Annotated in this window: 19 protein-coding genes; 11 read left to right on the top strand and 8 right to left on the bottom strand. The window is 38.1% G+C overall.

What is annotated here, in order from left to right:
• Positions 1-76: 76 nt before the first annotated feature.
• From argH to SB679_RS08805, 8 genes are all read right to left on the bottom strand, one after another.
• Complete coding sequence (gene argH / locus SB679_RS08840; protein ID WP_410701887.1) at positions 77-1,381, bottom strand: argininosuccinate lyase; 1,305 nt, start codon at positions 1,379-1,381, stop codon at positions 77-79.
• 257 nt (positions 1,382-1,638) lie between these two features.
• On the bottom strand, positions 1,639-2,721 hold the full coding sequence (locus SB679_RS08835; RefSeq protein ID WP_410701886.1) for a M20 family metallo-hydrolase: 1,083 nt from the start codon (positions 2,719-2,721) through the stop codon (positions 1,639-1,641).
• Positions 2,696-3,490 (bottom strand): acetylglutamate kinase, encoded by a 795-nt coding sequence (gene argB / locus SB679_RS08830; RefSeq protein WP_410701885.1) that lies wholly within the window; start codon positions 3,488-3,490, stop codon positions 2,696-2,698. Before argB ends, SB679_RS08835 begins: the two co-directional genes overlap by 26 nt.
• A gap of 39 nt (positions 3,491-3,529) precedes the next feature.
• Entirely contained in the window at positions 3,530-4,489 is a 960-nt protein-coding gene (locus SB679_RS08825) for an N-acetylornithine carbamoyltransferase (RefSeq protein WP_410701884.1), read from the bottom strand.
• Between the two features lie 117 nt (positions 4,490-4,606).
• A complete protein-coding gene (locus tag SB679_RS08820; RefSeq protein ID WP_410701883.1) occupies positions 4,607-5,746 on the bottom strand; it encodes an aspartate aminotransferase family protein in 1,140 nt (379 codons plus the stop codon).
• Positions 5,747-5,884: 138 nt separating this feature from the next.
• The gene (gene argC / locus SB679_RS08815; RefSeq protein WP_410701882.1) at positions 5,885-6,847 is read right to left on the bottom strand and encodes an N-acetyl-gamma-glutamyl-phosphate reductase; all 963 of its coding nucleotides are present in this window, start codon (positions 6,845-6,847) and stop codon (positions 5,885-5,887) included.
• The gene (locus SB679_RS08810; RefSeq protein ID WP_410701881.1) at positions 6,844-8,040 is read right to left on the bottom strand and encodes an argininosuccinate synthase; all 1,197 of its coding nucleotides are present in this window, start codon (positions 8,038-8,040) and stop codon (positions 6,844-6,846) included. Before SB679_RS08810 ends, argC begins: the two co-directional genes overlap by 4 nt.
• On the bottom strand, positions 8,012-8,686 hold the full coding sequence (locus tag SB679_RS08805) for a GNAT family N-acetyltransferase (protein ID WP_410701880.1): 675 nt from the start codon (positions 8,684-8,686) through the stop codon (positions 8,012-8,014). The genes SB679_RS08810 and SB679_RS08805 overlap by 29 nt, the downstream gene beginning before the upstream one ends.
• Positions 8,687-8,844: 158 nt before the next feature.
• Here SB679_RS08805 and SB679_RS08800 point away from each other — a divergent pair, with 158 nt between their 5' ends.
• The 11 genes from SB679_RS08800 to SB679_RS08750 all read left to right on the top strand — a co-directional run bounded on the left by SB679_RS08800 (position 8,845) and on the right by SB679_RS08750 (position 23,047).
• Positions 8,845-9,261: a helix-turn-helix domain-containing protein gene (locus SB679_RS08800; protein ID WP_034709724.1), complete on the top strand. Its 417-nt coding sequence runs from the start codon at positions 8,845-8,847 to the stop codon at positions 9,259-9,261.
• Positions 9,262-9,506: 245 nt separating this feature from the next.
• Positions 9,507-10,886, top strand: coding sequence for a porin (locus tag SB679_RS08795; protein ID WP_410701879.1), 1,380 nt, complete (start codon positions 9,507-9,509; stop codon positions 10,884-10,886).
• Positions 10,887-10,935: 49 nt separating this feature from the next.
• Positions 10,936-12,507, top strand: coding sequence for an MFS transporter (locus SB679_RS08790; protein ID WP_410701878.1), 1,572 nt, complete (start codon positions 10,936-10,938; stop codon positions 12,505-12,507).
• Between the two features lie 43 nt (positions 12,508-12,550).
• Entirely contained in the window at positions 12,551-12,778 is a 228-nt protein-coding gene (locus SB679_RS08785) for a DUF6814 family protein (protein WP_034709720.1), read from the top strand.
• Between the two features lie 63 nt (positions 12,779-12,841).
• Entirely contained in the window at positions 12,842-13,036 is a 195-nt protein-coding gene (locus SB679_RS08780; protein ID WP_410701877.1) for a hypothetical protein, read from the top strand.
• A complete protein-coding gene (locus SB679_RS08775; RefSeq protein WP_410702098.1) occupies positions 13,029-15,734 on the top strand; it encodes an ATP-binding protein in 2,706 nt (901 codons plus the stop codon). The genes SB679_RS08780 and SB679_RS08775 overlap by 8 nt, the downstream gene beginning before the upstream one ends.
• Positions 15,731-16,102 carry a response regulator transcription factor gene (locus SB679_RS08770; RefSeq protein ID WP_410701876.1) on the top strand — a complete coding sequence of 124 codons (372 nt, stop codon included), beginning with the start codon at positions 15,731-15,733 and terminating at the stop codon, positions 16,100-16,102. The genes SB679_RS08775 and SB679_RS08770 overlap by 4 nt, the downstream gene beginning before the upstream one ends.
• 141 nt (positions 16,103-16,243) lie before the next feature.
• Positions 16,244-18,130, top strand: coding sequence for an AMP-binding protein (locus SB679_RS08765; RefSeq protein WP_410702097.1), 1,887 nt, complete (start codon positions 16,244-16,246; stop codon positions 18,128-18,130).
• A 61-nt stretch (positions 18,131-18,191) separates the two neighbouring features.
• On the top strand, positions 18,192-20,099 hold the full coding sequence (gene acs, locus SB679_RS08760) for an acetate--CoA ligase (protein WP_410701875.1): 1,908 nt from the start codon (positions 18,192-18,194) through the stop codon (positions 20,097-20,099).
• A gap of 261 nt (positions 20,100-20,360) precedes the next feature.
• Positions 20,361-20,726, top strand: coding sequence for a hypothetical protein (locus SB679_RS08755; RefSeq protein WP_410701874.1), 366 nt, complete (start codon positions 20,361-20,363; stop codon positions 20,724-20,726).
• Between the two features lie 110 nt (positions 20,727-20,836).
• Positions 20,837-23,047, top strand: coding sequence for a RelA/SpoT family protein (locus SB679_RS08750; RefSeq protein ID WP_410701873.1), 2,211 nt, complete (start codon positions 20,837-20,839; stop codon positions 23,045-23,047).
• Positions 23,048-23,049 lie beyond the last annotated feature (2 nt).

Genomic DNA, 23,049 nt, shown 5'->3' with positions numbered 1-23,049 from the left:
AATTTTATAAACCATTAAGATTTTTAAAGTGGTTAAGATCAGACTTAAAAACTTCAATACTCCTAATGGTTTATCATCAACCCAATATTTTATTTTTCAGTTTATTAAACTGATATTCAATCTTATCTAAACAGAGATTTCCTATACTTCCCTGATGGGTATGGCTGAGTTTTCCTGCTTCAAATTCAAACTCATTATTTTCAATTTCCTGCCCTATTTTCACATAGGCATCACGGAAAGAACTGCCTTTCTTAACTTCTTCATTGATCTTTTCTACACTGAAGAGGTATTTGTATTTTTCATCTTCCAGAATCCCGTCTCTCACCTGGATATTGGGTAAAGTATAATTTAAAATTTCCAAACATTCTTTTAAAGAATCTATCGCAGGGAAAAGTATTTCCTTCGTTAGCTGTACATCTCTGTGATACCCTGAAGGGAGATTGCTGGTAAGCAGTATGAGTTCATTCGGTAATGACTGAATTCTGTTACAACGTGCTCTTACCAATTCGAAGATATCCGGATTTTTTTTATGCGGCATAATGCTACTTCCCGTGGTAAATTCTTTCGGAAAGCTTATAAAATCGAAGTTCTGACTAAGATACAGACATACATCATATGCAAATTTCCCAAGCGTTCCGGCTAAGGTAGCCATCGCCATGGCAAGCATTTTTTCAGACTTTCCTCGGGTCATTTGCGCATATACGGAATTGTAGTTCATCGACTGAAATCCTAAGTTATACGTCGTACTTTCCCGGTTGATCGGAAAAGAAGAACCATATCCTGCAGCCGAACCTAAAGGATTTTTATTGATGATATTTTTCACGGAAAAAAGCATTTCCACATCATCCAGCAATGCTTCTGCATACGCTCCCAGCCAAAGTCCGAAAGAAGACGGCATTGCAATCTGAAGATGGGTGTAGCCCGGAAGCAATACTTCTTTATGCTGTTCGGCCAACTGAATCAGCGTTTGAAAAAAACCGTCTGTAAGGGTTGTAATTTCACGGATTTCATCTAAAAGATAGAGTTTGATATCCAGCAGCACCTGATCGTTTCTGGATCGTGCCGTATGGATTTTTTTTCCTGTATCTCCTAATTTCTCTATTAAAATCGCTTCGATCTGGGAATGGATATCTTCTGCCGAGGCATCAATCTCAAAGGTTCCTGCTTTAATATCTTCTAAGACAAGTTCCAGAACAGAGAGCATCTGTTCAGATTCTTCTATTGAAATAATTCCCACTTCTGCAAGCATTTTGCAGTGTGCCATAGAACCATTAACGTCATATTTCGCTAAACGTTCATCAAAGTCAAGGTCTTTACCTACTGTAAATGTATTGACTGCTATATTGGTGGCCAGGTTGTCCTTCTGCCATATTTTTTTCATAATTTCTTTTATTTAAATAACTGAGTGCAAACACTCAAGTTTATTTTGACTTCGCCCGGTATGGCTTCCTTTTATTATTGAAAAATTGTAACAATTTCCACATTCAATAAAAAACCATGTTCCTAATTCTGTTTTTTGCATAAATCTTTATTAAAAACGATCCGCTGCATTACTGCCATACAGGGCTGGGTCAAAACATTTTTTGTATTAGACTTCAGATGTTAGATTTCAGACTTTGAAATATGTACGTCTGATGTCTACAAGACTTTTTCTAAAATTTGGATATATATTTCAATCCCTTCTTCTATTTCTTTTACTTCTATAAATTCATCTGCTGTATGGGAGCGCCTGCTGTCCCCGGGTCCAATTTTCACTGAGGTACAGGGAATAATAGCCTGATCGGATGATGTGGGTGATCCGTAACTGGTCCTTCCAATAGCCAATCCTGCCTGTACAAAAGGATGATCCCTTTCTATTTTTGAAGAATTTAACCTGAAAGATCTCGCCGTCAACGTAGATTTCATCTGTGCCTGAATGATTTCAAAAGCTTCCTGGTTGGTGTATTCATCCGTAACCCTCACATCGAGCGTAAAATGACAAGCTTCAGGAACTACGTTATGCTGTACTCCAGCCTGAATTCCTGACAATGTTATTTTCACTTCACCCAAATAATCCGAAACCTTTGGGAATTTGAAATTCACAATATGCTGAAGGTCTTCAAGACATTTTACAATCGCATTGTCATTATTCGGATGGGCGGCATGGGAAGGAGTTCCTTTCATTTCTCCATCAATCACCAGGAGTCCTTTTTCTGCGATGGCCAGATTCATCTGCGTTGGTTCTCCTACAATGGCCAATTCTATCTTTGGAAGTTGAGGGAAAAGTCCTTCTATTCCATCAAACCCTGAAATTTCTTCTTCCGCTGTCAAAGCAATTACCAGATTATAATTCAGATCATTTCTTTCATAGAAATGCAAAAAAACCTGTGCCATAGATACCAACGAAGCGCCTGCATCATTACTTCCCAGGCCATATAATCTTCCTTCTTTTTCAATGGCTACAAAAGGATCCAGCGTATAGGCTTTGTTAGGTTTTACGGTATCATGGTGGGTATTAAGTAACACAGATGGTTTAGCATCATCAAAGTGCTTATTAAGGGCCCAGATATTATTTTTATAACGTTCTGTAGAAACCTGATGCTTTTTAAAAAAGTTTTCGATTTCTACAGAGGTGTTGTATTCGTCTTTACTGAATGAAGGAATTTCAATCAGTTTCTTCAGCAGTTCAATCGCATTGTTAAACAGCTCTTCTTTACTATAAACAGATTTCAGTTCCTGCATGATGGTTTTGTATATGGTTTTTCAGTTCAGTTTCTTTGATCAGGAATACTTTAGATACCTTATTTTTCACGGCTCCTAGTGCATTTTCAAGTTTGGGAAGAATTCCTTTATGGAGTTTTCCAGCTTCTTTTAAAACAGAAAATTCTTCTTCAGAAATATTTTTAATAACAGATTTAGGATTTTCCACGTCCTCCAGCACTCCTTCTTTATCAAAACAATACAATAATTCTACCTCATATTTTGAAGATAAAGCCTGAGCAAGTACTGAAGCAATCGTATCTGCGTTTGTATTAAAAAGATTTCCTTTTTTATCATGGGTAATCGCTGAAAACACGGGGACAAGTTTTAGTTTAATCAATTTTGAAATCAACTTTTTGTTCACACTTTTCTTCTCAATATCGCCTACAAATCCGAAATCTATTTCTGCATGTTCTCTTTTTTTGGCTTTAATTAAATTTGCATCAGCACCGGAAAAACCTATTGCCTTGCATTTTTTCTGCTGCAGTTTGGCCACTATATTTTTATTGATTCCTCCTGCATACACCATCGCCACAATATCAAGCGTTTCTTTATCTGTGATTCTTCGCCCGTTGATCATCTTTTGTTCAACACCTAATTTATCAGCCAACGTGGTTGCCAGTTTTCCGCCTCCGTGAACCAGAATTTTCTTTTCCGTAATTTCAGAAAACTGCTCTAAAAACTCGTTCAATAATGCCTCATCATCAATTAAATTACCGCCGATTTTTATGATGTATAATTTTTCTTTCATTGTAAACGTTTTTTTACGAATGTAAACCTAGGTTTGATTTTATTTAGATTTTAATTCATCTAAAATCTCTGAAAAAACTGCCTGTGCAGAGAAAATACGGTTTTTCGCCTGCTGATAGATGATAGAGTTTTCCCCATCCATTACCTCATCGCTTAATTCTACGTTACGACGAACCGGAAGACAGTGCATTACTTTAGCTTTGCTGGTGTTTTCCAGTTTTTCAGCGGTCAGCATCCAGCTTTCTTTCACTTCCGGCATGGTTGCATATTCGTCAAAAGATGACCAGTTTTTAACATAAACAAAATCAGCATCCTGTAGTGCTTCATCTTGGTTATGAAACACTTTTGTATCTTTTGTAAAGTTTTCATCAAGATCATACCCTTCGGGGTTGGCAATCACAAAGTCCACATCCATTTCCTGCATCCATTCTGTAAAAGAATTTCCTACCGCCTGTGCGATAGGCTTAATGTGTGGCGCCCAAGTCAGCACTACTTTCGGCTTACGCTCTTCTTTCCAATGTTCTGTAATCGTGATGCAGTCGGCAAGACTTTGCAATGGGTGGCGGGTTGCTGATTCAAGGGATACAACAGGAACTTTTGCATGTTTTTCAAACTGGCTCAGAATACTTTCATTCACATCATCTTCCTTACTTTTCATTCCCGCAAAACAACGCACTGCAATAATATCGCAGTATTGGTTTAATACTTCAATGGCGTCTTTGATATGCTCTACCGTATCCCCGTTCATTATAGCTCCGTCGGCAAATTCAAGATTCCAGGCTTCCTGGGCAGCATTTAATGTCAGTACATTAAGTCCTAAATTCTGTGCAGCGATCTGGCTGCTTAAACGCGTTCTTAAGCTTGAATTTAAAAATACAAGACCTATTGTTTTCCCTTTTCCTTTTTCTGTTTCGGAAAGAGAGTTTTCTTTAATTTGTAACGCTTTTTTTATAATGTCCTGTAAGTTTTCAATATCGCTTACAGAGGTGAAATTTTTCATTGTTTTAATGTTTAAAGATTTTTTATCTTATTTATTGTATTGATTTAAACCACAAAAGTTTTTTAATACTTAAACTTTTATCAGTTAAACTATACAGCATAAGAAGTACACATAAGGTTAAATAGCATTCAATACCGTTTGTAAGGCATCGATGAAAAGATCAGTTTCCTGGGTTCCGATATTCAGTGCCGGAAGAATCCTCAATACACTTTTATCATTGGAATTACCCGTAAAAATATGATGATCATATAATAATTCTTTCCTCACTTCCGAACAGTCCCTATCCAGTTCTATTCCGATCATCAAGCCTTTCCTTCGTATCGATTTAATATGTGGAAAATCTTTAATTTTCTGTTCAATATAATCGCCCATATGCTGGGCATTTTCCATAAGTTTTTCCTCTGTCATAACATCCAACACAGCGATTGCTGCTGCACATGCCAGATGATTTCCGCCAAACGTTGTTCCTAAAAGACCATTGCTTGCTTCAAATTTCGGATGAATCAAAACACCGCCGATCGGAAAGCCATTTCCCATTCCTTTTGCCGTGGTAATAATATCCGGCTGAATTTCAAATTCCTGATGGGCAAAGAAATACCCGGATCTTCCGTATCCCGACTGTACTTCATCCATAATCAACACTGCATTATATTCATCACAAAGCGCTTTAATTTTAGATAAAAATTCCTGGGTGGGGATCATAATACCTCCTACTCCCTGAATTCCTTCAATAATAACAGATGAAATGTCATTTCCCTGCGTCTTAAAAATTTCTTCAAGCTGTTCAATATCATTCCAGTCTGATCTAATAAACCGTTCAGAATAATTAACAGGCGCAACAATTTTAGGATTATCCGTTACAGAAACTGCCGCGGAAGTTCTCCCGTGAAACGAACCTGAAAAGTACAGGACTTTGCTTTTTCCGTTATGAAAAGAAGCCAGTTTTAAAGCATTTTCGTTGGCTTCAGCTCCGGAATTACATAAGAAAAGATTATAATTTTCATATCCTGAGAGTTTTCCCAGTTTATCTGCCAGCTCAGTCTGCAGTTCATTCTGCACAGAATTGGAATAGAATGATATTTTTTCGAGTTGGTCTTTCAGTTTCCCCTTATAATAAGGATGATTATGCCCGATAGAAATTACGGCATGACCTCCGTAGAAATCAAGATATTTTTCTCCTTTTTCGTCCCAAAGAAAAGATCCTTTGGCTTTTACAGGATGTATGTTGAATAATGGATATACGTTGAATAAATTCATTTTGGTTGATGGTTCTTGGTTGATAGGTGATAGTGTTTGGTGTTTGGTGTTTGGTGTTTGGTGTTTGGTGTTTGGTAAAAAAACTGACTTTTCACTTTTTACATTGTACATGATACTTTTTACACTTTACATTTTACATCAAAAAGCTATCGGTTTTAAATGTAATCCCAGATTTTCTTCCCAGCCCATGGCGATGTTCATATTTTGTACAGCCTGTCCGGAAGCTCCTTTTAACAAATTGTCAATCGCTGAGTGAATAACGACTACATTTCCACTTTTCTCAATTTGAATCACACAGCGATTCGTATTGACAACCTGTTTCAGATCAATTGCCCTGCTGCTAACCGTTACAAACGGCTCATCTTCATAAAAATCCCGGTACAACTGATCAATATCCGAAAGTTCAAGCTCTGTTTTTAAGGTTGAACTTGTAAAAATTCCTCTTGCAAAATCCCCGCGCCATGGCACAAAATGAAGGTTAACTTCACTGTTATTCAATGAAACCAACTGTTGTAAAATTTCATCCACATGCTGATGAGCCAATGTCTTATAGGCTGATATATTATCGTTTCGCCACGTAAAATGGGTGGTTGCCTGTAAAGACTGACCCGCCCCGGTAGAACCGGTAATTCCCGTGGTGTACACCTCATTCAATAAGCCTTTTCCCGCCAGCGGAAGCAATGCCAGCTGAATCGCTGTAGCAAAACATCCGGGATTCGCAATACTTTTGGCTCCCAAAAGATTTTTTTTATTGATTTCGGGAAGTCCGTAGATAAAATTTCTGTTTCCAAAATTTCCTTCCAGACGGAAGTCATTTCCTAAATCAATAACCAATGTTTCTTCTTTCACGGAGTTTTGCCCCAGCCAATTCTGGCTTTCTTTATGCGGAAGGCATAGAAAAAGAATATCTACTTCTTTTGGTGTATCCGTTAAAACCATTTCGCAAACTGTTCCTAAATCCGGGTACAGATCAGAAATCTTTGTACCCGAATTGGAACGACTATATAAAAAACTCAATGTCACATTGGGATGAAAAGCCAGCACGCGAACCAGTTCGCTTCCTGTGTATCCGTTGGCTCCCACAATTCCTACCGTCTTCATATTTTCCCTGCGTTTATCTGATGATATATATTTAAAGAATTGCTTACAATTTTAGTATATCCTTTCACATCTTCTCCTGTCCATGCTCTGTTTGCCTCTCCGTAACTTCCGAATTTATCGGACATTAAATCATGCACAGATTCAATTCCATTTAAAATAAACCGGTACGGATGCAGGGTTACAAATACTTTTCCACTTACCGTTTCCTGAGAATCCGTTAAAAAGGATTCTATATTTCTCATCACAGGATCCAGGAATAATGCTTCATGAAGCCAGTTCCCATACCAGTCGGATAACTGTGATTTCATCATCTGCTGATATTTTGAAAGGGTATGTTTTTCCAATAAATGATGTGCTTTAATGATCACTGATGCAGCAGCCGCTTCAAATCCTACCCGTCCTTTAATCCCAACAATAGTATCTCCAACGTGGGTATCACGACCGATTCCATATGCCGAAGCTAAAGCCTCAATTTTCTGGATAGCTTCTACAGAATGTTTAAAGTGTTCACCATTTATCCCTACCACTTCACCATTTTTAAATTCAATCTCCAGTTCTGAAGGCACCGTTTCTTTGATCTGCGAAGGATAAGCTTCTTCAGGAAGGTTGTATCGAGAAGTCAATGTCTCTTTTCCTCCAACTGAAGTTCCCCAAAGGCCTTTATTTACAGAATACTGGGCTTTATGAAATTCCATGTCATAGCCGTAGTTTTTTAGAAACTCAATTTCTTCTTCTCTGGAAAGAGCCATATCGCGGATAGGCGTAATGATTTCCACCTCCGGGCACATCACCTGGAAAATCAGATCAAAACGAACCTGATCATTTCCAGCTCCCGTACTTCCATGAGCAATAGCATCAGCCCCGATTTCAATGGCATATTTTGCAATATCCTGGGCCTGAATGGTACGTTCAGCACTTACAGACAGCGGATAAGTATTGTTTTTCAATACATTCCCGAAGATCAGATATTTTACACATGAATTGTAGTAATCTTCCTGAGCGTTAATGCACCTGTATTCTTTTACCCCAAGATTGAAGGCTTTTTTTTCAAGTTCTTTTTCTTCTTCTTTAGAAAAACCTCCTGTATTCACAGTTACTGCATACACATCATATCCTAATGTTTCACTAAGATATTTTGCACAGTAAGAGGTATCCAATCCACCACTAAACGCTAAGACTACTTTCTTTTTCATCTGTATTCTTTTTATTATTATTCATTATAAGAGGTAATTCTTCCGCAGATTTTTCCTCTGCCCGGTTTACCTCATTACTTTCTTTTTCTTTGAACTGAATATCCTCAGTCTCTTTATCTATCTTGGTATCAGGAACGAAAAGCATTGCTGTACACAGACAGTTCTTACGTTCCTTCATCATTAAAATTTCATAATTCACACAGTTCTTACAACCGCTCCAAAACTCCTCATCCTGTGTTAATTCAGAATAAATAACCGGCTTATACCCTAAGTCGCTGTTTATTTTCATTACTGCAAGACCTGTTGTTAACCCAAACACTTTTGCGGTAGGATATTTTTCTCTTGACAACTGGAAAACCCTATTTTTAATCAGGGTTGCAACGCCTCTATTTCTGAATTTCGGAGAAACAATTAATCCTGAGTTCGCTACAAACTGTCCATGTGACCAGGTTTCAATATAACAGAAACCTACCCATTCCCCATTCTCGGTAGCCACCACAGCATTGCCTTCCGAAATCTTTTTACTTAAATATTCGATGGAACGTTTTGCGATTCCCGTTCCTCTACGCTGCGCAGAATCATACATTTCCTGCTGTATTTCACTCACATACATTAGATGTTCGCATGAGGAAACTTCTATTTCCATTTATTTATCTGAATTTTTTGGCAAATTTAAAGCATAATAACTTTACAATCCAAATTAAAAAGATATTTTTTTCGTTTAAATCTATTTTACAAGATAATATATCTTATTTGATTTTTATAACTTTGCTAAATTATTATATATTTGCTAAAATACTATACATGGAAAAGAAATGCCCCAAATGCAACAGTGATAAAATTGTAAAAAGCGGTATTGTCAATGAGAAGCAACGCTTCCACTGTAAGGACTGTAATTATTATTTTACGGTAAAAAAATTAGGCAAAAAGATTGATGATTATTATGTAACCAAGGCCCTTCAATTGTATCTTGAAGGATTAAGCTATCGTGAAATAGAACGAATTATAGGCGTTTCGCATGTTACCATAAGTTCATGGATCAAGAAATACAACATCACAAGACCTCCTCATTCTGAGTTCCATCCGGTATATAAAATTTTAAAGCAGCACGAATTAGTGGATTACATTGCTAAGGAAGAAAACCTTAAAGATTCCGGGATTATTATCACACAGTTTGCAGACAAATACATGCTGATTAAGTGGGAGAGATTTAAGAAGTAAGAGTTTAGATAGTCAGACATTAGACATTAGACATTAGACATTAGACGCTAGACATCAGATTTCAGATTTCAGATTTCAGACTACCAACTTTACAAATAGACTAAACACCAACAACCAAACATCAATAACCAACAACTATCAACCACAAACTATACTATTACCATTAATATATATTAAATTTTTATACATAAATAATTAATTACAATTTGGCATTCACAAAATTAACGCCAAAAAATTGATAATTTATGAAGAAAATACTCACATTTATTGGATTAGCATTAATTAGCAGTTCACTCTATTCACAAGGCTCTCCTGATTATGGAAGCGGATTGAAATTAAACATCACTCCAGAAGGTGACAAGTACGTCAGATTCATTCTTTGGGACCAGTTTTGGGTAAGAAACACCCAAATGAACCCCGGGAGTATGGTAGGCGGAGAAGCTACTGACAATTCCTGGAGCCTGGGAAACCGAAGATTACGCGCCTTGGCGTACGCTCAGATTTCTAAAAGATATATGATTCTGGTTCATTTCGGAATCAACAACCAGACCTTCATCAACGGAGGTGCTTCAGGAACAACCGGAACCGGCGGCTATGGAAACGGAAAGAAACCTCAGCTGTTTTTCCATGATGCATGGAACGAGTATGCAGTTATTTTACCTGGAGAAGCCGGAAAATTCAGTTTATCTTTCGGTGCCGGACTGCATTATTATATGGGACTTTCCCGAATGACGATGGGCTCCACCTTAAATTTCCTTACCGTAGACTCCCCTATTTTTTCATGGCCTTTAATTGATAATTCAGACCAGTTTGCAAGACAACTCGGAATGTTTGCTAAAGGGAAGTATGGAAAACTCGAGTACCGGTTCAGTTTAAATAAACCTTTTGCTACGGATCTGGTTCCGGTGAATGTAACAGATCCCTCGAAAGCTGTCGCAGTAGACAACAACGGAAATCCCAGCTTTTCAAAAGCCGGATATGTGGAATATCAGTTTCTTGATGAGGAATCGAATACATTACCCTTTAAAGTGGGTTCTTATTTGGGAACAAAGAAGGTTTTCAATGTAGGTGCCGGTTTTTACCATCAGGCAGACGGAACGAGAACTTCAGTGAATTCAACGGTAGAAAAACATGACATTACCCTTGTTGCGGTAGATGCTTTTGCGGATATCCCTCTTGGAAATGCCAAGCATAAAATGGCTGTTTCAGCGTATGCAGGTTATTATAATTACCAATTCGGACCGAATTACATAAGAAATCTGGGAATTATGAATATCGCTTCCAGCGACCCTAATTTTATCGGCAATAAAGCGATCGCAGGTCCGGGAAATCTACAACCTACCATTGGAACAGGTAATATTATCTACGCACAGGCCGGATTGCTTTTACCCAGCCAGGCAGAGAAACCAAAAATCAGGATTCAGCCTTTTGCAGCATACACCCATAAAAATTTTGAAGCGTTGGACAAATCTTCTTCACAATTCGATGTCGGAGCCAACTGGCTCATCGATGGACATCACGCTAAGATCACTACCCAATATTCAACCAGACCCGTATACAACAGCCCAACAGAAAAACCGTCTTCAAAAGGCGAATTTATTCTTCAGTTTCAAATTTATCTGTAAAAACTCAGGATGAACGATCACTTTTAACTAAAATCTAAAATCAAATACTATGAGCGAAATCCAATACGATAACATGACCGAAAAGCAGAAAAACCGCACGATATGGAGTGTGATTACTGCGTCATCACTCGGCACCCTGATAGAATGGTATGACTTCTATATTTTTGGAAGTTTGGCCGTTGTTTTAGCTACAAAATTTTTCCCGGCAGATAATCCTACGGCGGCATTTTTATCTACTCTGGCCACATTTGCAGCCGGATTTGTTGTAAGACCTTTTGGAGCCTTGTTTTTTGGGAGATTAGGAGACATCATCGGAAGAAAATACACCTTTCTTGTTACGTTATTGATCATGGGGTTTTCCACTTTCCTGATCGGATGTATTCCAAGTTATGAAACCATCGGGTTTATGGCTCCCGTTCTGGTTTTAATTTTAAGATTATTACAGGGATTAGCATTAGGAGGAGAATATGGCGGTGCGGCTACTTATGTTGCAGAATATGCACAACCTCACAGAAGAGGTTACTGGACTTCATGGATTCAGACTACTGCTACAGCGGGACTTTTCATTTCACTGATTGTTATTTTGATTACGAAAAATACCCTTTCGGCAGATGAATTTGATTCCTGGGGATGGAGAGTTCCATTCTGGATCTCTATTTTAATGGTCGGAGTTTCATATGTGATCAGAAAAAACATGAAAGAATCTCCCCTTTTCGCCAAAGCAAAAAGCGAGGGAAAAACTTCTAAAAATCCTTTAAAAGAAAGCTTCGGCAATAAATACAATTTCAAATTTGTACTGCTGGCACTATTTGGTGCTGCAATGGGTCAGGGAGTCATCTGGTATACTGGACAGTTTTATGCGATGAGTTTCCTGCAAAAGGTAATGAATGTAGAATCAGCGCAGGTTGATTCCCTGATGGCTACTGCATTGCTTTTAGGTACTCCTTTTTTTGTGTTTTTCGGATGGCTTTCGGATAAGATCGGACGAAAAGCCATTATGATGACTGGAATGCTGGTGGCTATTTTATCGTACCGCCCTATTTACGACAGCATGTACAAGAGCATTAATCTTGAAAGCAAAACGGTTGCGGCAAATGGTATTACAGAAAAAAGAACCGCTAAAATCCATAAAGATATTGCTTCAGACAGTTTAGTTACTTTTCATAAAGAAACATTATTTACAGATGGAACGTTAATCAAAAAAGACAGTATTGTCCACTGGTCTGCCAGCGGGCCTGTGATGAAAGAAGGTAAAGCTGAAGAGCCAAAAGTTTCACAATCATTACGACTGAGTGATGACACGAAATGGTATCTGGTATTCCTTGTATTTATCCAGGTGATATTTGTAACCATGGTGTACGGGCCGATCGCAGCATTCCTTGTGGAGATGTTCCCGGTGAGAATCCGTTATACTTCAATGTCGCTTCCTTATCACATCGGTAACGGGGTGTTCGGAGGACTCCTTCCGGCAGTTGCCACTTATCTGGTGACGGTAGGAAAAGACGCAGGACACCCGACATGGTATCTTCAGGGGCTTTGGTATCCGATTGGGGTTGCTGCCGTCTGCTTATTGATAGGATTAATATATCTTAAAAATAAGAACAATAATATTCATGATTAAATACTGAATCACTTAAATTTTTATTAATTTTAATACTACTAAAATGAACGGACTAAAAAAAATATTTGGCATTCTCTGGATCTTAATGGCTTTGGTGGTGGGATATTTCGGAATTACTGTCATGGGGATTCCAAAAATCACCTCAGGAAAACAGGAAGATCTGGTATTCGGGATCATCATTATGTTTGTGCTGATGCCTATTATCTCCGGCGGACTGGCAATTTTCGGATATTATGCGTTAACCGGTGAATATTCGGACGACAAAGCTTAACAATCATTATTGATCATTGATGAGTGCCCTTTGCAGGTATTCATCAATGGTCTTTTATTACTCATGAAAAAGAGACACGAACAAAAACTGATTATCCTGAGCATTGGACTGATGATTGCTTTCAGCATTCCTATTTCACTGTTGTTCAACAGTGAAAAGGATGTTTTCAGCTATCCAACTATTCTGATGTATATATTCGGGATATGGATGATTTCCATTATTGTATCTTTTGTAATCGTAAAAAGGTATGATGAGTAGTTTTGCTTTATTTATCGTCGTTTTGCTCTATCTGGCACTTTTGTTCCTGGTTGCCCATCTGGCTGAGAAAAAAAGGAGTAAGATATGGATCAACAATCCTTATATTTACGCCTTATCACTTGCTGTATACTGTACGGCATGGACCTATTACGGAAGTATTGGAGTAGCTGCCACCAGCGGGCTTAACTATCTTCCGATCTACATTGGTCCTGTTATGATTATTCCTGCATGGATTTTCATTAATACCCGCATTGTACGAATTTCCAGAGTGAATAAAATAAGCAGTCTTGCCGATTTTATTTCTTTACGGTACGGAAACAGCAGGAGCTTCAGTGCTATCATTACCATTGTCTGCCTTTTCGCCATTGTTCCTTACATTGGATTGCAGATCAAAGCGATTTCAGAAACCTTTCATTTGGTGACGGAAACTCCAATGTCAAAAAATATACTGACTGATAATGCGACTTTTGTCGTTGTTTTGATAGCATTATTCTCCTCTTATTACGGAACGCGGTATGTGGATGCATCGGAAAAACGTCTCGGTATCATTTCCGCTATCGCTTTAGAGAGTTTTTTAAAACTGTTTTTCATTATTATTTTAGGTCTTTTTGTGATCTATTTTGCTTTTGACGGATTTTCAGATATTTATGAAAAAGCCAGTCAGTTCAAAGATTTTAAACAAAAAAATACATTTAACGGAATTGAAGGTGCTTTAAACTGGATGGTTTTATGTATGATTTCAGCTACAGCAATCTGTATTCTGCCGCGACAGTTTCATACCGCTATCGTTGAAAACAGACAGGAAAAACATATTAAGACCGCCATCTGGTTTTTCCCGCTTTATCTTTTAATCTTTACGATTTTCATCTTTCCTATTGCATGGGGCGGAAGGCTTATTTTTAACGGTCAGAATGTAAATCCTGAATTCTACTCTATCCTGATTCCGCAGCATTTTGGCAATACATTAATTACCGTATTGGTATTTCTGGGAGGATTAAGCTCTTCCATTTCCATGATTATTATTTCTGCCATCACCTTATCGATCATGCTTTCCAACAACCTGATTATTCCTTACGGATTGTTAGGAAAATTCAAATCAGAACATGAGGTTCAAAACACAAGAACCATCACCAATATCAGAAAGATAAGTATCTTCGCACTGGTTCTTATGGCGTTTGGGTTTTATAAATACTTCATCCTCAAAACGTCACTGGATTCTGTAGGATTGATTTCTTTTGTGGTGATCGGACAACTGGCACCGGCATTTTTCGGAGCGCTTTTCTGGAGAAGAGGAAGCTACAAAGGGGCTGTAATAGGACTTCTTGCTGGATTGGCGATTTGCTATTTCGGATTGATCATCCCCCAGTATTATTTCTCTTACAATCAGGAATTTAAAGGGGCCTTACGAGGTATTTATGATGTTTTTAATTTTTTCAGCATTCCTTATTTAAGCAGAATCCCGCAGATATTTTTCTGGTCAATATTAGTGAACACGAGCTTATTCGCCATTATTTCAGTGAGTATCAAAGGAAATTACCGCGAAAGAAATTTTGCCGAACTGTATGTGGATATCGATAAATACATCCAAAACCACGAAAATGCATTTATTTGGCGCGGAACCGCCTATGTTTCGGATATTAAAAATATCCTGGAGCGTTTTTTAGGTAAAAATAAAACCGAACAGGCATTAAGAATCTTTAATTTAAAATACAATATTGATTCCCAAACTGAAACGGCAGATTCAAGGTTCATAAAATTTTCAGAAAATCTTCTGGCAGGAAGAATCGGAACCGCTTCGGCAAAAATTCTGATCGAAGGAGTGACGAAAGAGGACAAGATCTCTTTAAAAGAGGTTTTAAATATTCTGGAAGAATCTAAAGAAAATATCACCATCAATAAAAAACTAACAGAACAGTCTGATGAACTTAAGCTCCTTTCTCATGAATTAAGAGCTGCCAACGAAAACCTCATCATCAAAGACCGTCAGAAAGATGATTTCCTGGATTCGGTTGCGCATGAATTAAGAACTCCTATTACCGCAATACGTTCAGCCGGAGAAATTTTAGCGGACGATGATGATATTCCGTTAGACATCAAAAAAGAATTTTTAAACAATATTATTACGGAATCGGACAGATTGAGTGAAATCATCAACGATATTCTTTATCTTGATAAACTTCAGCATGGTGAAATCTCCCTGCACATCGGGAAAAACAATATTATTGAAACCTATAAAAAAGCGGTCAATCCTCTGCTTCATCTTATCCAGCAAAAAAACATTCATTTAAGTGAGGTAGATCTCCTGAATCATTATATTTTTGAATATGACGAAGCAAGGATGATCCAGCTGTTCCAGAATATTTTAGGAAATGCCCTAAAATTTACAGATGAGCAGGGAACGATACAAGCGAAGTTATCTGAAAAGGAAAATGAATTGATTATTAAAATCTTCAACACCGGAAAAACAATTCCTGAGGAAGATCTTGAAATGATTTTTGATAAATTTTATCAGTCCAGAAATCAGAATATTTTAAAACCTACCGGAAGCGGGCTTGGTCTGGCTATTTCAAAAAAGATCATAGAAGCCCACCACGGAACCATAAAAGCCGAAAACAGCGGATTGGGAGTAACCTTTACGATTACCCTTCCCGAAAAAGAAATACAAGATGAAGTTGAACAAAACCAAAGTACAGTATGAAAAAGATCATCATTGCGGACGATGAACATAAAATTTTAATGTCACTGGAATACAGTTTCAAAAAGAACGGGTATGATGTATATATAGCAAGAGACGGAACTGAAGTATTGGATTTCCTTAAAACTATGGTTCCCGATGTTATTCTCCTGGACATCATGATGCCTAACCTCGACGGCTACAGCACCCTGGAGATTATAAAGCAAAACGAAGAATTTGAAAACACAAAAGTCATTCTTCTGAGTGCGAAAAACAACCCTAAAGATATCGCAAAAGGTATGGAAATGGGCGCTGATGCTTATGTAACGAAACCCTATTCTATTAAGAAGCTGATGCAGCAGATTGAAGAGATGTTTATTGAGGGAGAGTAGAGATATTAGATATTAGATATTAGATTTCAGACATCAGACATCAGACTATCAACACAACGTATAGGCTAAAAACCAAAAACTAAAAACTAAAAACCAACAACAGACAACAGACAACAGACAACCAAAAACCCAACACCCATGATCAATGCAGATGCCTTATTTAAAAGAAGTATAGAAGACAAAGAAAATTTCTGGAAAGAACAGGCCGGAAATATCAACTGGTTTGAATTCCCAACCGATATTCTTTCGCCGGATAAAAATAACTATCCGCAGTGGTTTGCAGACGGAAAGCTTAATATATGCTATTTGTGCATCGATCAACATATTGAAGACGGCTTCGGAGAGCAAACTGCCATTATTTATGATTCTCCGGCCACCAATCAGAAACTTCAGTATACTTTTAATGAAGCGAAAGAGGAAATAGCAAAATTTGCCGGAGGACTCGCTTCTTTAGGTCTGAAAAAAGGAGATACAGCAGTCATTTACATGCCGATGATTCCGCAAACCCTTTTTGCCATGCTGGCCTGTGCAAGAATCGGTGTGATTCATAATGTTGTTTTCGGAGGTTTTGCACCGCATGAATTGGTGGTAAGAATTGATGACTGTAAACCTAAAGCACTAATTACTGCAACAGCCGGTGTAGAAATCGCGAAGAGAATCCCTTATCTGCCACTTGTTGAAAAAGCCATTGAGCTGGCACAGGATAAAGTCGACCATATCATCGTCTACAACCGCAGACTCACTGAAAACAAACACGAAATGTTTGAGGGGATTATTGATTATGAAGAACTTGTTAAAAATTCAGAACCTGTAGACTGCGTTTCCGTAGAATCTACCCACCCACTCTATTTACTATATACTTCAGGAACCACCGGAAAACCAAAAGGAATCGTTCGCGATACCGGAGGTTATGCCGTAGCTTTGAAATTTTCCATGAAGTACATCTATGGAATCGAGCCCGGAGAAACCTATTGGGCCGCTTCGGATTTCGGTTGGGCTGTTGGTCACAGCTATACTGTTTACGGACCTTTACTGAATAGAAACACCACTATTATTTTTGAAGGAAAACCCATTATGACCCCTGATGCCGGAACATTCTGGAGAATCATTTCGGAATATAAAGTTGCAGCCATGTTTACGGCTCCTACTGCTATCAGAGCGATTAAAAAAGAAGACCCCAATGGAGAGTTAGTCAAAAAATATGATCTATCCCACTTCAAAAAGCAGTTTTTAGCCGGAGAACGGTGTGATGTGGCTACATTAGACTGGTTTGCAAAGCATATCGGGGTTCCCGCCATTGATCATTGGTGGCAGACAGAATCGGGATGGCCGATGCTCGGACTCATGACTTATGATGAGAATTACACCATCAAAAGAGCTTCTGCAGGCAAACCCATTCCCGGATACGATATCAAAATTTTTGATGAAAACGGATATGAATTAGATGCTCATCAGGAAGGCTATTTAATTATCAAACTTCCGCTTCCACCGGGAGCACTTTTAGGCGTCTGGAAAGACTATGAACGGTATCAGAAAAGCTATTTATCACAATACAACGGCTATTATTTCTCCGGAGACGGCGCCATAAAAGATGAAGACGGATACATTTTCATCACAGGAAGAGTGGATGATGTGATTAATGTTGCAGGCCACAGGCTTTCCACTTCGGAAATGGAAGAAATTGTTTCTTCTCATCCGGACGTTGCAGAATGCGCTGTGGTAGGAATTGATGACAATCTAAAAGGGCAAATCCCTTTTGCCACCGTTGTTGTAAAGAACAGTTCTCTCATTACTGAACAGGACCTGGAAAAAGAGATCATTCAGATGGTTCGTGAAAAGATCGGTGCAGTGGCTTTCTTAAAAAACGCAATGACTGTCAAACGATTACCAAAAACACGTTCGGGGAAAATTTTAAGAAAACTTATTCGAACCCTGCTGGACGGTAAAGAATTTCAGATTCCTTCAACCATTGATGATGAAAAAATCATTGATGAAATTCAGGAAAAAATCAGGGAATATAGGGCTTAAGCCACAAATTAAACATAAATTTAAAATATAAACATTACAATTTCAAAAAAAAGAAAGGGATATGAGAAATTACTTAATAGAAGATTTACCGCATTATTTTGAGGAATATAAAAAGTCTATTAAAAATCCTAAAAAATTCTGGGATAAGATAGCAGATCAAAACTTTGTATGGTATCAGAGATGGAGTAAGGTGGTGAAGTACGATATGAGTGAAGCCAAAATTACCTGGTTTAAAAATGCCAAATTAAATATCACCAAAAACTGTATAGACCGTCATCTTTCTGTAAGAGGTGAAAAAACAGCCATTATCTGGGAACCCAACGATCCAAAAGAAGAAGCCCAGCATATTTCCTACAATGAGCTCTATACCAGAGTAAATAAAACCGCCAACGTACTTCGTGAAATGGGTATTGAAAAAGGAGACCGCGTATGCATCTATCTTCCGATGATTCCGGAACTGGCCGTTACCATGCTGGCTTGCGCAAAATTAGGAGCTGTTCATTCGGTCATTTTCGCCGGATTTTCCGCTGCTGCCGTTTCCTCAAGAGTAAATGACTGTGGAGCTAAAATGGTGATTACTTCAGACGGAAGCTACAGAGGAAGTAAAGTATTAGATCTGAAAAGCATTGTAGATGAAGCGTTGGAAAAGACTCCTACCGTAGAACATGTTTTAGTGGTAAAAAGAACCCATAACGAGATTAGCATGAAGGAAGGAAGAGACCACTGGCTGGCTGATCTTTACGAAAAAGCCTCTCCGGATTTCGTTACGGTTATTATGGATGCTGAAGATCCGCTTTTCATCCTGTATACGTCGGGTTCTACCGGAAAACCAAAGGGCATGCTTCATACCTGTGCAGGATATATGGTGTATACTGCCTATACTTTTAAAAACGTTTTCAATTATCAGGAAAATGATATCTATTGGTGTACCGCAGACATCGGATGGATCACCGGACACTCCTATATTCTTTACGGACCACTCTGTAACGGGGCTACCACAGTAATTTTTGAGGGGGTACCTACTTACCCTGAAGCAGATCGCTTCTGGGAAGTTATCGAAAAGCACAAAGTAACCCAGTTCTACACCGCTCCTACCGCAATACGTTCTTTAGCAAAAGAAAGTACGGAATGGGTAGATAAACATGATTTAAGCTCATTAAGAGTAATCGGATCCGTAGGGGAACCGATCAATGATGAAGCATGGCACTGGTTCAACGATCATGTCGGAAAAAAGAAATGTCCTATCGTGGATACCTGGTGGCAGACAGAAACAGGAGGCATCATGATTTCTCCACTTCCTTTTGTAACACCTACAAAACCTACCTACGCTACCCTTCCATTACCGGGAATCCAGCCTGTACTGATGGATGACAAACGTAATGAAATTACAGGAAATCAAGTTACGGGAAATCTTTGTATCCGTTTTCCATGGCCGGGAATCGCCAGAACCATATGGGGAGACCACCAAAGATATAAGGAAACATACTTTACAGCCTTCCCCGGAAAGTATTTCACCGGAGACGGTGCATTGAGAGATGAGGTCGGTTATTATAGAATTACAGGCCGTGTAGATGACGTTATCATCGTATCCGGACACAATTTGGGAACAGCACCGATTGAAGACAGCATCAATCAGCATCCTGCCGTTGCAGAATCAGCGATTGTAGGCTATCCTCACGATATTAAAGGAAACGCTTTGTACGGATTCGTTACGTTAAAAGAAACCGGCGAAAGCCGCCAGAAAGAAAACCTTAAAAAAGAAATCAACCAGTTGATTGCAGATCAGATCGGTCCTATTGCAAAACTGGACAAGATTCAGTTTGTTTCCGGGCTTCCAAAAACACGTTCCGGTAAAATTATGCGTAGAATTCTGAGGAAAATTGCAGAAGGTGACTTCAGTAATTTCGGAGATATCTCTACCCTACTGAATCCTGAAATTGTTGAGGAAATCAAAAATGAAAGGATTTAAATATTAAAGGATAAAGGATATTCAATACAAACGGACTTTACCTAACTTATACGCTCTGCACAATAATCCGTGCAGAGTTTTTTTTGTCAAAAAAAACAGATTATTTAATCATAAAACTTAAACAAGTGTTCAATAGACATTTTCAAACATTTTAACAATATATTATAGATAAAATAATAAAACACAAATTATATTGATTTTTTTATAAAATAAATGAAAATTAATGAGTACCTTTAAGTAGAAATTTTAAAAACCATCACCATGTCAAAAATATTAGCTGGATTATTCGAACCTCACAGCGATTACAAAAAGCTTGAGACAGATTTGGAAAGTTTAGGTTTTGGAAACTCAGAGTATATCGTGTACGTTAACGATACCCAACACAATACTCAATATTTAGCCAGTGTGGCTGTACATGACAATGAGCAGGTGGAAAATGCTCAGAATATTTTCAATCAAAATTCTGTTTTAAAGACCTATTTATTTGAAAACATGACCATACAACAAGCTGAATACCATAATATTAAAAGATTTATCGATGCCCGAAGCAAAGCTGAAATCCACAACAGTCCGGATGTGAAAATAAAAAGTTCTACCCAAGGCATAGATTCAGAATTAAAATTTTAAATACATTAAATCTAATAACCGGGAATCCGCAGGCTTGTTCTGCGGATTTTTTAGTGTTTGAAAAGTGCAAAAATTTTCGTATTTTCGTTTAAATATAGGCATTAGCACAAATGAGTTACGATTTAGAACAAGAAAACAAAGAAATCCTTGCAAGATATAAGGACCTGATTTCTAATACTTACAGGACTTTGGATGAGGAAAATAATAAACTTATCCGAAAGGCATTTGATATTGCCTTAGATGCCCACAAAGATCAAAGGAGAAAATCAGGAGAACCTTACATCTACCACCCCATTGCGGTTGCCAAAATTGTGGCAACAGAAATAGGTCTGGGAGCAACTTCCATTGCCTGTGCCCTTCTGCATGACGTTATAGAAGATTCGGACTATACGTATGAAGATATTAAAAAGATTTTTGGCGAAAAAATAGCCAATATCGTGAATGGATTAACGAAAATATCCATCATGAACCATCAGAATATCTCCGTACAATCTGAAAATTACAGAAAGCTTCTTTTGACACTTTCTGAAGATTTCAGGGTGATTCTGATCAAGATTGCAGACCGTCTTCACAATATGCGTACGCTGGAAAGCATGGCTCCGGACAAACAGAAGAAAATTGCTTCTGAAACCGTCTACATCTATGCTCCGATGGCACACCGTTTAGGATTGTATAACATCAAATCAGAGCTTGAAGATTTATCTTTAAAATATAACAATCCGGATGTCTACACAGAGATTACGGAAAAATTGGAACTCGCGAAAGAAAACCGCGAACGATACATCGAAGAATTCAAAACGGAAGTTTCTGAAAGATTAAAAGATGAAGGCCTTAATTTTACCATCAAGGGGCGTGCAAAAGCAATTTCCTCCATTTACAGAAAAATGCTGAAGCAGGGCGTTTCTTTTGAGGAAGTCTTCGATAATTACGCCATCAGAATTATCTATAAATCCGATGCTAAAAATGAAAAATTTCTGGCCTGGAAAATTTATTCCATTGTAACGGATGTATACCACAGTAACCCTTCAAGAATGCGCGACTGGATTACCCAACCCCGTTCTACCGGATATGAAAGTTTACATCTTACCGTACTTGGACCTGATAAAAAATGGATTGAAGTCCAGATCCGTTCTGAAAGAATGGATGAAATTGCTGAAAAAGGGGTGGCCGCCCACTACAAATACAAGGAAGGCTATAAACAAAGTACCGATGACCGAAATTTTGAAAGATGGGTCACTGAAATTCGTGATATCCTTGAACAGCAGCAAAACTTATCAACTTCTGAGCTTTTAGATAATATTAAGCTTAATTTATATTCAAAAGAAGTATTTGTCTTTACTCCGAAAGGAGAAATCAAGATTCTTCCTACCAATGCTACAGCACTGGATTTCGCCTTTTCCGTCCATTCGGATTTGGGAATGAAGTGTCTTGGGGCAAAAATTAACGGGAAATTAGTTCCCATCTCATATGTTCTTCAAAACGGAGATCAGGTGGATATCCTTTCTTCTCAGAATCAGAAACCAAAATCTGACTGGCTGGAATTTGTTGTGACTTCAAAAGCTAAGTCTAAGGTCAAAAGCTACCTGAATTCACAAAAAAATCAGCTGGTAGACGAAGGCAAGGAAATTCTTCAGAGAAAACTGCGTCACGCAAAAATTAATTTTAATGATGAAGAGGTTAACAAACTTCAAAAATTCTTTAACCTTAAATCCTCTCAGGAACTGTTCCTTAAATTTCAAACCAATGAACTGGATGCAAGCAGCTTAAGAAAATACATTGAAAGTAAGAATATGTTCAATAATCTGCTTTCAAGATTCAGAAAATCACCAGCGAAGAATCAGCATTTCGTAGAGCCTAAAGAGCAGAATCTCGATATGATTATCTTCGGAAAAGATGGAGAAAAACTGAATTATAGCTATGCAAAATGCTGTACGGTAATTCCCGGAGATAAAATTTTCGGATTCATCACCATTTCTGACGGAATCAAGGTTCACAGTGATAACTGTCCGAATGCCATTAACCTGAGAGCACAATATGATTACAGGGTAATTCCTGCAAAATGGGTAAATGCCGAAAGCTTCAAAAACAGAGTAAAAATTGAGATTGAAGGGCTTGATAGAATGGGAATGATCAATGACATTACAGCTGTTATCAGCGGCAGTATGGGAATGGACATGAAGAGTATGTCTATTGAATCCAATGACGGAATTTTTACCGGCAGCATCAACCTGGAAGTAAAAAACAAGGGCCAGCTGGAAGAAACATTTAAAAAACTTAAAGATATTGACGGCGTTTCCATCGTGAGGCGATTACAATCTTAGAT

The sequence above is a fragment of the Chryseobacterium sp. SIMBA_029 genome, assembly GCF_046535275.1.
Taxonomy (GTDB): Bacteria; Bacteroidota; Bacteroidia; order Flavobacteriales; family Weeksellaceae; genus Chryseobacterium.
Note: the sequence above shows the minus strand (reverse complement) of the source record. Positions and strands in the feature narration are given on the sequence as shown.